The organism is Mesorhizobium sp. M0408 (assembly GCF_040321495.1).
In the GTDB taxonomy this organism is placed as follows: domain Bacteria; phylum Pseudomonadota; class Alphaproteobacteria; order Rhizobiales; family Rhizobiaceae; genus Mesorhizobium.
Genome location: NZ_JAMYRO010000028.1, coordinates 70230 through 85493, shown reverse-complemented (window position 1 = coordinate 85493; position 15264 = coordinate 70230). Strand labels below are relative to the sequence as shown.

Annotated in this window: 12 protein-coding genes and 1 pseudogene; 9 read left to right on the top strand and 4 right to left on the bottom strand. The window is 59.7% G+C overall.

Going from position 1 to position 15264, the window contains the following annotated elements:
* Nucleotides 1–300, top strand: a pseudogene (locus NKI67_RS26715) (integrase core domain-containing protein); the annotation flags it as partial.
* Between the two features lie 47 nt (nt 301–347).
* Here the strand turns inward: NKI67_RS26715 and NKI67_RS26710 are convergent.
* Nucleotides 348–2132 carry a tetratricopeptide repeat protein gene (locus tag NKI67_RS26710; RefSeq protein ID WP_352647766.1) on the bottom strand — a complete coding sequence of 595 codons (1785 nt, stop codon included), beginning with the start codon at nt 2130–2132 and terminating at the stop codon, nt 348–350.
* A gap of 156 nt (nt 2133–2288) precedes the next feature.
* On the opposite strand from NKI67_RS26710, the gene NKI67_RS26705 reads away from it, so the two are divergent.
* From NKI67_RS26705 to NKI67_RS26695, 3 genes are all read left to right on the top strand, one after another.
* The gene (locus tag NKI67_RS26705) at nt 2289–3500 is read left to right on the top strand and encodes a YcaO-like family protein (protein ID WP_352647763.1); all 1212 of its coding nucleotides are present in this window, start codon (nt 2289–2291) and stop codon (nt 3498–3500) included.
* 989 nt (nt 3501–4489) lie between these two features.
* Nucleotides 4490–4813, top strand: a complete 324-nt coding sequence (locus NKI67_RS26700; protein ID WP_352647760.1) for a DUF736 domain-containing protein — start codon at nt 4490–4492, stop codon at nt 4811–4813.
* A gap of 57 nt (nt 4814–4870) precedes the next feature.
* Nucleotides 4871–5212 (top strand): hypothetical protein, encoded by a 342-nt coding sequence (locus tag NKI67_RS26695; protein WP_352647758.1) that lies wholly within the window; start codon nt 4871–4873, stop codon nt 5210–5212.
* Between the two features lie 107 nt (nt 5213–5319).
* On the opposite strand, the gene NKI67_RS26690 is transcribed toward NKI67_RS26695, so the two are convergent.
* Both NKI67_RS26690 and NKI67_RS26685 read right to left on the bottom strand, forming a co-directional pair.
* Nucleotides 5320–5679, bottom strand: coding sequence for a hypothetical protein (locus NKI67_RS26690; protein ID WP_352647756.1), 360 nt, complete (start codon nt 5677–5679; stop codon nt 5320–5322).
* A 44-nt stretch (nt 5680–5723) separates the two neighbouring features.
* Nucleotides 5724–6404, bottom strand: coding sequence for a nucleotide-binding protein (locus NKI67_RS26685; RefSeq protein WP_352647754.1), 681 nt, complete (start codon nt 6402–6404; stop codon nt 5724–5726).
* Nucleotides 6405–6764: 360 nt separating this feature from the next.
* Between NKI67_RS26685 and NKI67_RS26680 the strand changes: the two genes are divergently transcribed.
* Nucleotides 6765–7172 (top strand): hypothetical protein, encoded by a 408-nt coding sequence (locus NKI67_RS26680; RefSeq protein ID WP_352647751.1) that lies wholly within the window; start codon nt 6765–6767, stop codon nt 7170–7172.
* A gap of 323 nt (nt 7173–7495) precedes the next feature.
* On the top strand, nt 7496–9412 hold the full coding sequence (locus NKI67_RS26675; RefSeq protein WP_352647749.1) for a relaxase/mobilization nuclease domain-containing protein: 1917 nt from the start codon (nt 7496–7498) through the stop codon (nt 9410–9412).
* 139 nt (nt 9413–9551) lie between these two features.
* On the opposite strand, the gene NKI67_RS26670 is transcribed toward NKI67_RS26675, so the two are convergent.
* Nucleotides 9552–9794 carry a hypothetical protein gene (locus tag NKI67_RS26670; protein ID WP_352647747.1) on the bottom strand — a complete coding sequence of 81 codons (243 nt, stop codon included), beginning with the start codon at nt 9792–9794 and terminating at the stop codon, nt 9552–9554.
* A gap of 400 nt (nt 9795–10194) precedes the next feature.
* Between NKI67_RS26670 and NKI67_RS26665 the strand changes: the two genes are divergently transcribed.
* From NKI67_RS26665 to NKI67_RS26655, 3 genes are all read left to right on the top strand, one after another.
* Nucleotides 10195–10500 (top strand): type 2 periplasmic-binding domain-containing protein, encoded by a 306-nt coding sequence (locus tag NKI67_RS26665; protein WP_352647745.1) that lies wholly within the window; start codon nt 10195–10197, stop codon nt 10498–10500.
* A 325-nt stretch (nt 10501–10825) separates the two neighbouring features.
* A complete protein-coding gene (locus NKI67_RS26660) occupies nt 10826–12154 on the top strand; it encodes an MFS transporter (RefSeq protein WP_352647743.1) in 1329 nt (442 codons plus the stop codon).
* A gap of 223 nt (nt 12155–12377) precedes the next feature.
* A complete protein-coding gene (locus tag NKI67_RS26655; RefSeq protein WP_352647741.1) occupies nt 12378–15263 on the top strand; it encodes an ATP-binding protein in 2886 nt (961 codons plus the stop codon).
* Nucleotide 15264: the final 1 nt, after the last annotated feature.

Here is a 15264-nt window from a genome sequence, read left to right as displayed (position 1 = left end):
ATGCCGGATAATGGCTTCATCGAGAGCTTCAACGGCCGACTACGCGATGAACTGCTCAACGAGACGCTGTTTACTTCGCTGGCTCAGGCACGCGTCGCCATCGCCCTGTGACGCGCCGACTACAACACCGCCCGGCCGCATTCCCAAATCGCCTGGCAGACACCGGCCGAGTTCGCCACCACCTTCAATCTGCGACGGTCGCTCGCGCTGCGCTATGCCAAAGGCTCCGCGCCAGCGCCCGTCGCTTCACCCGCCCAGCAGGGCACAACCCACGCCGGAAACGAACTCAAAACTGGATAGAAACTGGGGGCAACGTCATGTCGATTGGCTGTCGCCCTACGCCTTGACTATTTTGGGATGCCAGCCTTCTCCATATCGTGAGCAAATGCCGAAAGCAGCGCGTCATCTGCAAACGGCTTGGCCCGCGACCAGTCGGTTATGGTGAATTTCGGATCAAGCTCCAGCAAGCGGCTTGCCGCATTTAGAGCGTCGCCTAGTTTATTTTGACGAACAAGCGCGACGGTGAGCCCAAGCCACGCTCTCACATAACCGGGGTGCGATATGACCACCTCACGGCATACAAGCTCGGCTTCTCTGGCTTGTCCGAGCGCGAGATTGGACAGCGCAAGGTTTCCTAATATCCACGGCGAAACGTGATGGCTTAGCGAAGCTGCGCGCTGATAGGCGCGAATAGCGGCCGGAAAGTCACCGAGTAAGTCGAGAAGCGCCCCCTGATATCCGACGATCTCGGGACTGTGGCTCGCCGACGCGACAGCGCTCTCCATCGCGCGACGCGCATCTTCCGACTTGCCTTGTAACAATCGCAGGAATCCCAACAATGCTAAGACATCCGAATGACGGGCATCGATTCTCGCGGCAAGTTCATAACGAATTTCAGCTTCATGGATCGAGTATGCGACATTGTCAGTCCAACCAAGGCGGACCTCATCCAGATGAATGAAAGCGAACGCCACAAGAGCACATAAGTAATCCGGATCGATAGACAGCGCTTTTGAATAAAATTGCTTCGCCTGCCGATGACCTTCACGCGTATAGCGACGCTCCTCGTCATGGCCCCGTTGGAACGCCTCCCAGGCTAGCCCACTCTGCGTTCCGCGCTTCCATATCTGGGCCTGTTCGCCATCAGTCAGAGCCAGCTGCAGGGCGGATACTATTTCCCACGCGATTTCGTCCTGCGCATCGAAGCTGTCTCGAAGATTGTAGTCATATCGCTCAGCCCAGATGGTCGCGCCATCGGAAAAGGAAACTAGCCTCGGCATGATACGGAGATGCTGGCCGCGGCCACCAATACTCCCCCGCAGGATGTAGTTCGGTTTAATCTTCGATCCCGTGGCCTCCCCACGAACTGTAATCGAATTTGTGAGTCGTGCTAATATAAGATGAATTTCATCTTGCAAAGAGGACGCAAAGAATCGAGTGGAGATAGAGTCATCTTGCGGATCGAATGATTGAAGTTCGACAATAGGTTTCGAGATGCTGTCACGGAAGCGAGCGGGGAGCCCATCCGATCCGGACCTGATCGAAGCGACTGCCTTTCCACTCGCCACGCAATGAATGTGAACTTGTTCGTCGATTTTCTTGAGTTGGTGATGTCCGAGACTCTCGGTAGTGATTGCACAGCCAACGGGCAGTCGACTGGAGACATCGTCAGACATTAGTATTTGGCCAGGTGTGGCTAAAGACTGGATTCGAGACGCCACATTGACGGCGTGACCGTAGATGTCCCCTTCGACTTCAAAAACATCCCCAAAGGCTATGCCAATCCGCCAGCTAGCGGCTGACGCCCCCCGTTCGAGCAGCGCCGTTTGGGCAGCGATCCCGGCGACGATGGCCTCCCAAGCCGTGTTGAAGGCCGCGAGGACAAAGTCGCCTGGAGTGGCGACTACGCGCCCGCCGTTTGCCTTCAAGGCTTTTACGAAGGTTCCCCGCGAAGCGACGAGGTTGCGCACACCGTCTTCGGCGTTACGAAAGACCAACTCGCTGTACCCAACCATATCTCCCGCGAGAACGAAGAGTTCCTTGCGCGTTTCGCCAAGCGTTGGGTCTCCTGTGCTGGTATCTGCCAGTTTTAGGGTCGCGGGAGGCTCATCCGATGGAATAGTTTGCGCCATCAACTCGCTCTCGGGTCACATTCCACACTGCGGCGCTTTGTCGAGCGTGAAAGCCATTGACCATCATAATGACAATCTGGTTTGTTCGCCAGCGTTGAGGACAGCGTTGGTCTCCGCGAGGTTTCGAGGTTTCGCTAAAAGGATCCTTGCCACACAATGCCGCCCATCGATGGTTCGACCACCCTCGTCAGTCAGTTCGTTAACATCCCGCACCCGCCCGGCTGCCCGTTCTATGTCGCTGCCGCTGTTTTGACATTGGATCGTACTGGCCGTCGGAGGGTCGTTTCAGGGCGTGCCCGCACGCGGGACGAAGCCATCAGTAGGACGTTGATGGAAGCGGCCGAGCGGACGCGTGCTATCTATCGGGGCGACGAGGAATTCACAATAGGTGCCCTTAGTGAGCTTGGGGACGTTGCGATTGATCCAAGACTCCTTGTGCTGTGTTCCGACCTGCAGTTGGCGCAAGCGGAGTTGTGGAACGCCCGGGTTGAGAAAGATCACTGGATTCCCCAGCGTTTCAACACGAGTCGTGCGATACCTTGGTTGAAGGCTCTAGACGCTTCCACTGGCGCACCCAAGTATGCTCCAGCACCATACTGTTTGCTTTCTTTCCCGGGCTGCCACGAGCTAGGGTTTTGCATTCCAGACAGTTCCGGACTTGCCGCAGGTTTAACGTACGAACAGGCGACGCTGCGCGGGGTGCTTGAATTAGTTGAGCGCGATGCAGTATCAATCTGGTGGTACAATCGCTTGACACTTCCGCCTGTCGCCGTACCGGATAACCAGGAGGAACTAGTCGCCCTGTTTCGTAGTTGGCTAGACGGGCTGGGTAGAGAACTTCGTCTTATTGACTTGACCAACGATCTAGGAATTCCCGTTGTTGCGGCCGTTGCATGTTCGAAGGGCGGGAGTGGATTCTGGTTCGGCTCGGCGGCTGGGACAGATCTGGGCGACGGCATTGAAGGTGCACTGGGAGAGCTGTGCCAGTTTATGGTTTCGGCCTGTCTGCCACACTGTGTTCCAACAAGACAGCCGCTAGCGCTACCGGATTTCGTAAGCTGGGCCGCGACAGCGCCGCTAGCAGTCAACGAGCATCTTTGTCCGTCTGGAGAGCCTCGTGCCGCGACAGGTACTCTGACACTTGACCAAGGTCTCGCCAAACTCAAGACCAACGCGATTGATGTTTCCGTAGTGAATTTGTCGGGGGCCGAAATTGGCACCACCGTAGTTCGCGTGTTGGCGCCTAGCCTCAGGCCTATATGGCCTCGCTTCGCCTCGGGACGACTGTTTGACGTTCCAGTGAGAATGGGCTGGCGAAACAACGTTATCCTGGAGCGTGATTTGAATCCAACACCAATTCTGTACTAATTTCACTGTCCGGAACTTTCAGTTGGGCTTTTGAGATACACGGATAGACGGATGCTGTGGAAGACACCGTAAGTACAGGTCGAGGGGTATGGGAAGCGGTTCCGCGATGGGTCCCCAGTGCCGCGCAAAATAGACGTCTTAACCACTTTAGCCAGTGGGGCCGGGCATGGCTCCCTCCTGGGAAGACTGGTGCGCCCTGCTCCGCCATGTCGATCCGTACATTCGCCACCAGGCCGAAGCCTGCATGATGCCGGACGAGCGTCTGGCATTGCCTGGATGATGTGCGCGCGGTTCCGCGGACAGCCGGCGGGTCCGATCCCATATACTTGATCCGGCGCCGCCCCCCATTCCACTTGTATGAACGGCCGGAGCCGGCCCCTTCGAAACCGGCCCACGCGCAGAGCCGCGGGCGTTGCGCAGGATGATCAGCTTGACGCTTCTCGCCTCTGAAACGGGTGCAAGCGTGCCGAACAACATCCTGGCTTGCCGGGTCATCCAAACTGACTGTGAGGCATCACCACCGAGGGGCGTGAAGTTCGCTGCTAGTCGGCTTAGATCTCGAAACCGCTGTGCCGCCATACCGAACGCGCAAGGTGGTTCACGCGCCATGCTGTTGTTCGATGATTTGGCGATGGCGACGACATGACCCGAGAGGCTGCAGCCTGTTCCTGCGATCCGGCAGCGTTGCGTCGGCCAAGCGATGGCGGCCTGAGTTCATTTCCATCTACCGCATCCGGGGCCATTCCCGTTTCATGTCGCCTTTGTAGACGACCGCCTGCTTTGTGCGGTCAACCCCCGTTGGGGGTACACTCGGCGAATATTCAGGAAAATTCGATTTCTGTTTCTTGTCTGCAGGCAGGCGAAGGGCCTGCCCGCTATTTTTCGGCAAATAGAATTTTCCAGAATTTTCGCCGAGATGACCGCAGCAGGACGGCCCTCTCCTTTGGCGCCATCGGGAATGGTCCCGATGCAACCGAAGGAGAACTACCATGGCCACCACGATCGCAAACCTCACCACCAAGTCCGACGGCTCGATGGAAGGCGTCTTCGCCACGCTGCGGGTCAACGCCCCGATCACCCTGATCCCGAACACCAACAAGTCGCGCGAGGACGCGCCCGACTACCGGATCGTCAACAAGCGCACGGGCTTCGAGATCGGAGCCGGCTGGCACCGCATCGCCCAGCGTTCGGGGGAGGAATACCTCTCGGTCAAGCTGGAAGCCCCTGAGATCGGCGTCATCTTCGGCAACCTCGCTCCCGCCCCGGGTGGCGAGGAAAACAAGAAGGTCATCCTCTGGAACAACCCCCAGTGAGGCATCGGTGGCCGGCCCCGCAAGGGGCCGGTTCCCCACCGGCAAAAGGAGGTTGCAATGAGCCGTTACACCATCACCGTCGCAGGCACCGTCACCAGACAGATCCGCTCGGATCCAGACGCTGTCATCGGCTACGATCCACCACTTCGGACCTACTTCCTGCAAGCGTTCCCGCACGAAGAAACCGACGAGCCCGGTCTTTGGCTCGGCACCCACGATCGCGCGTTCGAAACGCTTGAGGATCTTCGCTGCGCAGCCATCTCACACGGCTACGACTTCATGCCGCTGTCGCCCAAACTGGCCGCAAAGCTGGTCGACGACAAAGCGGCAGCCAGCGGGCGTCCGGAGCGGGACGGCATCCTCGGTCAACTGCTGAAACAGCTCAACCAACCCAGGTAAAAAGGGCCAGCGACGGAATACTCCGTCGCGGGCCCTTTTTTTGCGCGTCGCAAAGAGTCACCGAACATCACCCGTCACAGCATGCGATAGCGACTCCAAACCGCCGATTATTCCTTCGGCAGTTTGTGCTTATGAATGCGGATATAGTCCTGGACAGCCTTTCGCAGCAGTTCGGTCATGCTGTGCCCATTGCTGATCGCCAGCAACTTGAACTGGCGCTGCTCCGCAGCCGTCAGGTAATAACCGCAGCGGATCATCTCCTCCTCGCGAATCTTCTTTCCGGCGACGGGATCCTTTTTCTGGCCCTGCCGCAGCAGCTTGCGAAAGTCAGGCGTTGCACCCGATGCGGGCTCGGGCGTCTGCGGCATGGCCGGTCCGGAATTTGGCTCCAGCTTCTGCCCCTCGATTTTCGGTGAAATGAACATGCTCGGCAATGCCGGCGGCTGCGTGGAAATCGCCTTCATCATGCGGGCTTTCTTGTCGTCACCGGGTTTCGGTGCGGTTTCTTCGCTCATGCCGCGTTCCTTGTGGCTTTGATGAAGGTTTGCAGAAGGTCGTCAAAGACGCCCTCGCTTTCGGCAACCGCCTTCGCATCAGGCACCGCGCGACTGTAAAGGGTCTGCCCGGTCTGAAGGTCGCGGTAGGCAACGCGATTGTGCAGGACGTGTTCCGCAATGGGCGTGCCGTTGGCCTGGATGATGGCGCGCAGTTCGGTCAGGGCTCGCGCCCTGCCATCGATGATGGTCTGCTTGGTCAGCACGAATATCGCAGGCAACGGTCTCCGCCGGCTCTCGACCGCCAGCGGGATGTAGTGGTCGGTGATCTGGATGGCGGCTGTCACATCGTCGAGGGCAAAATAGACCGGCACGACGATAATATCGGCGGCGAAGAGCCCGGCCATGAGGTTATCGTTTGTGGTGCCTTCCGTATCGATCAAGACGACGGAGCGCTCACCGTTATGAGTGGCTGCCGCGTCGAGGATTTCCTGCGGGGTCGTCGCGCTCACCAACTGCAGGCTGTCAGGGCGATTGCCAGCCTCACCAAGCATCTGGAACCAGCGGTTCATGTTCTGCCGCCGGTCGCCGTCGATAAGAGTGACCGAATAGCCCCGATGCAGCGCGACGGATGCAAGGGCGCGCAGCATCGTCGATTTGCCAGTGCCGCCCTTGGGGATCGCAGCGGAGATGATCATGGGGCCTCCTTCCGGCGTGGGCTTCCTTGTTTCCATGTTAACATGGAAACAAGTCATCATGGACACATGGAGTAATATCACGGTCGAAACATGGTGGCATAGTCAACGGGGCAAAACGGTTGGCAACCAGGCGCGCGCCGTAAGGCCGCTCGGATCAATCATACATCAAAGCAAATCACGATGGAGGGCATTTGCGACGTTGCGGGTTGTCGGGCCGCGCCGTTGACAACTGCGCTAGTGAGAAGACACGCGCCCCGCACCTTTCTGTTCTTCTATTGGCAGGATAGCCTATTTTGTGATACACACAAAATAGGCGACGCGGCCCTGGTGGGCCTTAGCGCCCGCAAGCGGGCTTGAGAGATGGATGCAGACGCCCAGAAGGCAGCGGACAAGAGCGCGTCACGACGCTATGGCGAGGTGACGCACATCCGGTTTTCGGCTGACGAGCTGGCCAGCCTTAAAGCCGTTGCGGAGCGGGACGGCGTGACCGTCAGCGAGGTCGTCCGGCGTCTGGTGCGGGCAGAGGCCGGGCATCTGCCTATCGCGTCAGAGGCGTTGCGGCCGGCGATCGTGGACATGACCGATCAACTGCGGCGCGTCGGTGTCAATTTCAATCAGGCCGTGCGCGCCATGAACGACGGCCGTGTTGCCCATGATGAGGATCTTGAGCAGGCGCTGATCGCCGTGGGCGACCTCGTGCGGCAGTTTCGCGATGAACTGAAAACGATGACCGTCGAGTCTCGCAAGGCGAGGGAAGCCAGGCCATGAGCGGTCGTCTTGCTGGCTACGCGACCGAAATCGAACGCTATCTGCGGGGCGAGTCCGGCGTGAAGCGTGAGGAGCTGGACGACGACAAGTCCGTGACGGGAGCCGGACGCGAGGCCGGTGAATTCCAGGCGATGAAGAGTTATGAGCGGACCGGTGGCGGCGGACGCCTCGGGCAAGGACAAGCCGGCTCGCCGGCAGGTGGCGGCAGGAACGTCCCTCGTTCGTCGCCGGGAGGATTGGGGGCGGCGGGGAGCTCCATGTCCAGCAGGGCACCGAAGTCCACTGCGGCTGCGAGTTCGCCCAGGGTCCCTAGCGCGCCGATCATGGTCTATGGCGCCACGCTCGCCGGTTTCCGGCCGGAAGAGGAGGAGGAAGACTGGAAGCGGCGCGGTGGCGGCGGCCGTGGTGCTGGTCGCCCGAGCGGTACAGGACGAGCGGCGCGGGCAGGCTATCAGGCGCGGGCCGTGGCGGCACGGGCAGGCTATGCGGCGGGCGCGCAGCCTGCCGTGTTCAAGGTCATGCCCAATCCTCCGTCGACCAGGGAAGCCGCCGCTCGGCTGCTCAATTACATCGGGAAGCGCGAGGACGAAAAAGGCGAGAAACACGACATTGAGATTTTTGACGAGGATGGGCAGGTCCTTGCGACAGGCGGCGCACGAAAAGCGTTTCTGGAGACGTTTTGCGAGACGTTCGAACCGCCCCTGGAAAACACCAATTTTATCGAGGTGCGTTTCGAGCTCGCCGGCGAGGTCACCGATGCCGCCTTGAGCGAAGCACTGAAGAAGGCATTCGGTTCGAAACCGTTCATCTATGCGCATGATGGACAGACAGTGCAGGTTTACGCACACACCGATGAGCGGGCCGGACCGCTTGCGAGAGTCCTGGCCGGCGGTCGGGAGAATTCGCGCAGCAAGGCGCTCGACAAGATCGAGGCGCGCTTGTCTGAAGCCATGGGCGCGGCGGGGGTGGTCGCCAAGGCAGAGGTAACGGCGGCCGTCAGCCGTGAACCCAAAGCGAAATATTTCCTGCAGAAGTTCATCCGCACCCACAGCCAAGTCCGCCACGCAAATGGCGAGCCTGTGCCCGGGGTGAAGAATTCCACCAAGGCTGCGGCTTCGGTCTATGAAGAATGGCGCCCGCGGTTTTCGGGGCGTGAACGCCGCAATGCCTATCACCTGCTTTTCTCGGCAAGAGCCGGCACCGATGCCAACGCCGTCATGGCCGCAGCGCGCGCCGTGCTCGAGGAGCGCGCGCCAGGATACAAGTTCGTCCTGGCGCATCACAAGGACACCAAGCACGTCCATGTTCATGCAATGGTGCAGGCACGGTCAGCAGATGGCGAGCGCCTGAAATTCTACAAGACTGATCTCGCGGCCTGGCGCGAGACCTTTGCGGAAAAAGCACGCGAGAACGGCATTGCGATGGTGGCGACGCGACGCATGGATCATGCGATGACGAGGCCATTCACGAAGGAGCATGCCGGAGCCTATAGCCGCGCCCAGAGCGATCCGCGTTACCAGGTCAGCGCCAGGACGATCGAGCGAGTGGAGGCCAAGCGGCAACGCCGTCTGGATGGGCAATCCCTTGTCGTGAACGGCGATGCAATTGTTGCCGCATGGCAAAAGACTGTGACGACGATGCGGACTGCGGGCATAGTCGGTCAGGCTCTCACGGCAGCGGAGTCGATCGGCAACAATTTTCTGCAGTTCCGTCGCGATCGGACAGGTGAGGGGCAACCAGGTCCTGCCGCGGGTCGCGGCGCTGATCAATCGGGGCGGAAGTCTTTCCTGTCTCATCCGGGTATGAGAGAATTGAATGCACTAATAGGAGATTTGAACATGGCGCAAACCCCCTTGGAAATGCGGCGTCAGATGGCCCGCGTCAATCAGGCTCTGGACAACATGCGCGAGACGCTGCCGCCGGCGCATCAAGGACAGTTCGAACAGTATCGTGAAGAGGTCAACGACAAGATGCACGATCGTCTCGCGCGGCTGCAATTCGAGCGGCAGCAGCAGCAGCGTCGTGGTGGTGGCGGTGAGGAACCGATCCCCGGGCGCGAGGCGCCAGGGCTAGACCTCCCGACTCGGGACGATCGCCGCCAGCCGGAGGAGCCGGGCACAGGCGCCGAGCAGGAGAAGGTGAGAGCCAAGCAGAAGGACGCCAACAAACAGAAGGCTCGGCAGTCGGAAGAGCAGGATCGTAAGACCCAGCGCTCGAATGATAACGATCACGGACGCTAAGCAAGGCCAACCTAGCGTCCTCGCGCGGTGGTCTATCAAAACGACGCATTCGTCACAGAATGATCAGGCTGGATGGCAGCAATGCGCAGCAAATCGGTCGTCAAAGCGGCATTGCCAAACTTCCAAAAGCCGACATTGCCTAGAAGGCACCTGAATGCCCGACGATTACTTCGGCATCTAAGTTCGAATCCCGCCCGATCCGCCATTTCAGCGTGCGCAGCAGCGTTCCCTTCGATCCCATGATGCGGACAAGGCTCTCCCCGACCTCGACGCGCTGCGCGAAGGCGCGCAGATGATCCCGCCGATAGCCACCCCCTCCAGCCGGAGGCGTTTGCGCGCGGCGCTGAGCGAAGGTGTGCAAGGCGGCCGGAGTAACAGCCATGCTGCCGGAGTTTTCAACCTGTGCTTGACGCTTGACTGCGTGATGCCGAGGACGTTCGCCGCGTGACGGAAATTCAAATGCTCGGGGATAGCCACGGTCTGAATCAACGATACCATCGGAGTGCGGCGGTCATCAGCAACGACGTTGCTGGCGATATCGTCTCTGCCTCCGTTGTTCCGTCTTCGCATTCGTTTCCGACCCAGTGCAGTTGCTTTTGGCCGCGCTGGACCATGGCGGATCGCCGACGTCACGCGAGGCTGATGCGATTAGAGGGCGCCATTGCCCCAGTCGGCTGAGAAGAGATCGCCCGATGGTGAGACCGTCAGGCCCACCGGGCTGGAAAGATCATCGACGAACAAGCTCGTGCGGCCATCGTCGAAAACCTCATGGATGCCAATTCGTGGTCGGTCTCTCCGATTATGCCGCTTTCGTGCTGCTACCGCGTCTGACCGCACGGCTCGATCGCGAGGCACCACGCGTTTCTCTGGTGATCCGCAACACGAGCCGCAGCGTCGGTTTGCCGATGCTGGACGACGGCGCAGTCGAACTCATCGCAAGCAACTTCCCGCAGCCGCCGACCCATATGCGAGAGGAACTGCTCTACGAAGAGGACCATCTTCAGGTTTCGATGAGCGGCTATGTCGATGCTGTGCTCACCGAGAAAAGATTGAAGAGGAATGTCGTCGTACGGTCGGCCACTTCTTGATGGCGCCGATGCTGGTCGATGCCTCCGACCTCGTGGCAACGGAACCCCGTCGCCTCTTCGCACCGTTGGTCGGGCAGCTACCGCTCCAACTTTTTCCGCCGCCACTGGATATTCCTACATTCCGAGTGGTGCAGACTTGGCACGCACGACACGATGCCGACCCAGGACATCAATGGCTACGTCGGGTGCTTATCAAGTTGGTCAATGGGTTTGAGGGGCTAAATATCCCCGCTGCCGCTCCAACTGCCAAGAACTGATTTGTGCCGATTCGTTCGCGGCTTTCGATCCATTTGCCACAGGTTGCTTTTTGGGCGAGGATTTAAGGATGGCCCAGGGTGCCGTGGGGAACACTCTATTGGACGATGACAGGCCTAATACGGAGCAGAATATTTCCACGGCTGCCAGTTGGTACACGGTCATCGTTCTGTGCCTTGCCTTGCTGATTTCCTTCACCGACCGACTCGTCATCAATCTCGTGGTCGATCCTATCCGCGCAGATCTGATTCTGACGGACTTTGAGGTCAGCCTGCTGCAGGGCGCCGGATTTGCCGTGATCTTCGCCCTGGCAGGTTTACCGTGCGGCCGGCTCGCCGATTGGGCTAACCGCCGCAATGTGATCATGACCGGCATCGCGCTCTGGTCTGTAGCGACGATTGCCTGCGGGTTGGCTGGCGACTTCTGGAGCTTTTTTGCCGCGAGGGTCGCGGTGGGCCTCGGCGAGGCGGCGCTGGTCCCGGCAGCTTCGGCGTTGATCTTCGATAGCTTTTCTTCCCGACGGCGCGGCATTGCGCTCGGCATATTTTCGCTCGGCGCGACGTTCGGCACAGGCGTCGCGATGTTCGTTGGGGGTGTAGTGCTGGCTTTCGCCTCGCTGGAGCCGATTGCGTTGATCGGGCCGATGGCGCCGTGGCGGCAGATGTTCGTGCTGGTGGGGATGCCGGGTCTGTTGTTGCTGCCGCTTCTTCTGCTCATCCGCGAGCCGCAGCGGCGGCACATCTCGGGTCTGCTGCCACTCGCGGGGGTATTCCGCCAACTGGGTGCCGACAACGGCGCAGTGCTCAGGTTGTGCCTGAGCAAAGGGGCGCTCGGGATTGGCAACTACGCTTTCCTCTCCTGGTTGCCGACACTCCTGCAGCGCACGCATGGTATGACCCCACTTGAGGCGGGCGGTCTTATCGCGTTGTCGATCACGACCAGCGGGGTCGTTGCATCGCTTGCCGGCGGCGCGCTTTCGGACTGGATCGTGCGGCGCTGGGGCCTGGCTGCCCGCATCGTCCCGCTTCTTGGATGCTGCACGTTGGCGATCGCAGGAGCCTCAACGACGTTTTTCGCCGCTACTGGGCAGCAGATGACGCTCTCCTTCGCCATCTGGGCCTTTGGTTCGATAAGCGGCTATGTGATTGGGCACGTTGTCATGCAGGAAAACGTGCCGAACGAGATGCGCGCCACAACGATTGCGCTTTCTCTTACCATCACGGCGCTGCTCGGCATCGGGCTCGGGCCGACGCTCGTGCCATTGGTGGCCGAACATGTCTTCGGCGGCGAGGCGAACATGCAACCGGCCATGGCGACGGTGAGCCTGGGCGCAGCGCTGCTTTCCTTTGTCGTGATCTGGCCTTCGGTACGCAAAGGGTTGAGAGCGATAGGTGGGTAGGCCAGCCCAGTTTCTGGAACTGCAGATCATTCTGCCGCCTCCGACTTCATGAGGGCGCTGGCCCGCAGGAGGTTGCCGGTCCAGAACCCCTCCAGCAGCTTGCGGCAGTGTTCAGCTCTTTCGGAGCCTCATTGAATCCGGCTGCTTTCCATGGCATCGTTTATTGGATTTCGGCTAATACGTTTATTCAACATAGCCAGGGAGGGACGCTTCCGGGCGGCCTATGCCAGACGATGTGACGCCCATCTTACCAAACCTCAACCGCGTGTCTGGTTCACGTTCATCGGCCGCCATTGTGTCGTTCGGCAGCTTCCGCCTGGATGTTGCCCGCCGACTGCTGTTGCGGAATGGCGAGCCTGTGCGGATCGGATCCCGTGCGCTGGATCTCTTGATCGCCCTGGTTGAGCGTGCCGGCGACATCGTCAGCCGGTACGAGTTGCTTGATCTCGTGTGGCAAGGCGTAGTCGTCGATGAAGCGGGCGTTAGGGTCCATATGGGCGCACTACGTCGGGCCCTTGAGGACGGCCAGGACGGAGCGCGGTATATCGTCAATGTCGCGGGCCGCGGCTACAGCTTTGTCGCCCCGATTGTGCGAGACGACATGGATGCGGCGCCCCCGGTGGTACCGGCTCAAGCGTCCAGGTCGCTTGGTCATGCGCCGCCTCCGCCCCGTTCGCTCATTGGCCGCGAGGCCGTTATCGACAGCTTGAGCGAACTCCTTCTGGAGCGCCGTTTTGTCAGCATTGTCGGATCGGCAGGCATTGGCAAAACGACGGTAGCGGCTGCGATCGCGTTGCGAATGCAATCAGAATTCGCAGATGACAACATTGTCTTTGTCGACCTTGGAGCGGTCTCGGAAACCGGCGTGGTGCCAGGAGCCGTCATCTCGGCATTGGGGTGTAAACTCGAAGGCACCGACCCTGTCGAAGAGCTTCTATCCTTCGTCCGCGATAAGCGCATGCTGGTTGTCTTCGACAATTGCGAGCACCTGATCGATGCGACGGCTTTCCTGGCGGAGCAGCTCGTTCGTGGTGCCCCAGGTCTGCATCTGCTGGCGACCTCTCGGGAATCGTTGCGTGCCGAGGGAGAGACCGTTCACCTGCTGAGCCCCCTTGTGGTTCCCGACAACGAGTTTCCGACCGCAGCGGAGGCGTTGTCGACGGCAGCGGTGCAGCTCTTCATGGATCGGGCGATCGCGAGTGGATTTGAAGGCGGACTGACCGACATCGACGCGCCGGTGGTGGCCGAGATATGTCGGCGGACCGATGGCATTGCGCTGGCGATCGAGATGGCTGGCAGCCGCGTCGGCACCTATGGCATCCGTGGCGTGGCAGACTTGCTTGCGAGTAATGTGGAACTGCATTTGCCTGGACGGCGAAACGCCGCTCCGCGGCATCAAACGCTCGAAACGATGCTCGACTGGAGCTTCAATCTGCTTACCGAGAACGAGCAGATCGTTCTGGCCCGCCTTTCCGCTTTTGTAGGCTTTTTTACGATGGACGCCGCGCGTTCCATTTCGGGTGACCACGACAGGGCGGCGGTTGCGCCGACGGTGGGGAGCCTGGTTGATAAAAGCCTGGTTTGGGTGCATCCGGTAGACAATGCTGTCTTTTATCGTCTTCCTCACACGACGCGCGCCTATGCGGCGACCAAGCTCAGGGAAATCGGAGACCCTGAGCAGATTTCCCGGCGCCACGCCCGCTATTTCGCGGATCTGTTCAAGGCGGTTGCGCTCAAGCCAGGCTTATACGCCAACATAGAGCGTCATGCGCTGCATATCGGCAATGTGCGCAAGGCGCTGGAGTGGAGTTTTTCCGACAAGGAATCTTATGCCATCGGCATCGAACTTGCCGCGGATTCATCTCCGTTGTTTATTGGTCTCTGGCTGCTCGCCGAATGCCGCCATTGGTCCCATCTGGCGCTGGGCATAATTGAAGGTTACAGCCGCGGATCCCAGCAGGAGGTGCGCCTGCAAGAAGCCCTGGCGATCTCATCAATGCATACACAAGGCAATCCGCAAGAAGTTCGTAACGCCATCGAACGCGGACTGGATCTTTCCCAGGCGGATGAAAGTGGGATACCGCAGATTCGTCTACTAGCCGGTCTCAGCGTCTTCTTGAGCAGGCTCGGTGATTTCGACGGTGGTTTGGACGCAGCCAGACGATGCATGGTTCTTGCAACGCGCAATGGATCGCTTGCCGAAAAAGTAATTTCTGAATGGATGGTCGGCACCGCCTACCATCTCGCCGGCGACCAGGCAGCGGCCGTTGAGCACTGTCGACGCGGTTTCAAGCTCGAAGCCACTGTTGGGCGTGTCGACGTCAATATCTTCGGATATGATCATCATCTGCGCGCCGAAATCGCGCTGGCACGCTGCCTATGGCTCCGGGGCTTCCCCAAGACCGCCAACGGGATGGCGCTCAGGCTCATGAACGAAGCAGAGGGGTCTAGTCTCCCAGGTAACTACAGCATTGCCGCCGTTGCCTCCATTCCTATCCTGCTTTGGAGTGGCGATACGCAGAACTCACGAGAGCACATCGAGCGGGTGATTGCTCATACTGAGAAACATTCTTTGAGGAGCACCGCAGCTGCGGCATGGGCGCTGAAAGGAGAATGGCTCCTGATGACGGGAGAGGCTGCGGCTGCCGTAGACGTGCTGCGACAAGCTCTCCGCACACTTCACCTAGACCCATTTCGCCTCGTCATTCCCCCAGCGTCCCGCGCCTTGGGGGCGGCACTCGTCCATTGTGGCGAATATGACGAAGCTCGTGCATCCATCGCGGAGGCGATTTCTTCGGCGGAGGAAATGGGCCAAAGGCTGTGGGTACCTTCTCTTTACCGGACGCAAGCCGAGATTGCCTTCAAAGCGCCTTGCCCGGATATCGATGCAGCGGAAACGGCCTTGCGAAGATCCATCAAGCTTGCGGCAGCTCAGGCTGCCATCGGTTGGCAATTGAAAGCCGCCGTTCCATTGGCCCGGCTGTTGATAGACAGCGAACGCAGCGCGGAGGCGTTAGGCATTCTGCAACCGATCTTTGAGGAATTTTCGGAGAGAACCGGCACAATGGATCTGGTGGATGCCGAACGCATTCTGGCATCTCTGAAATAGT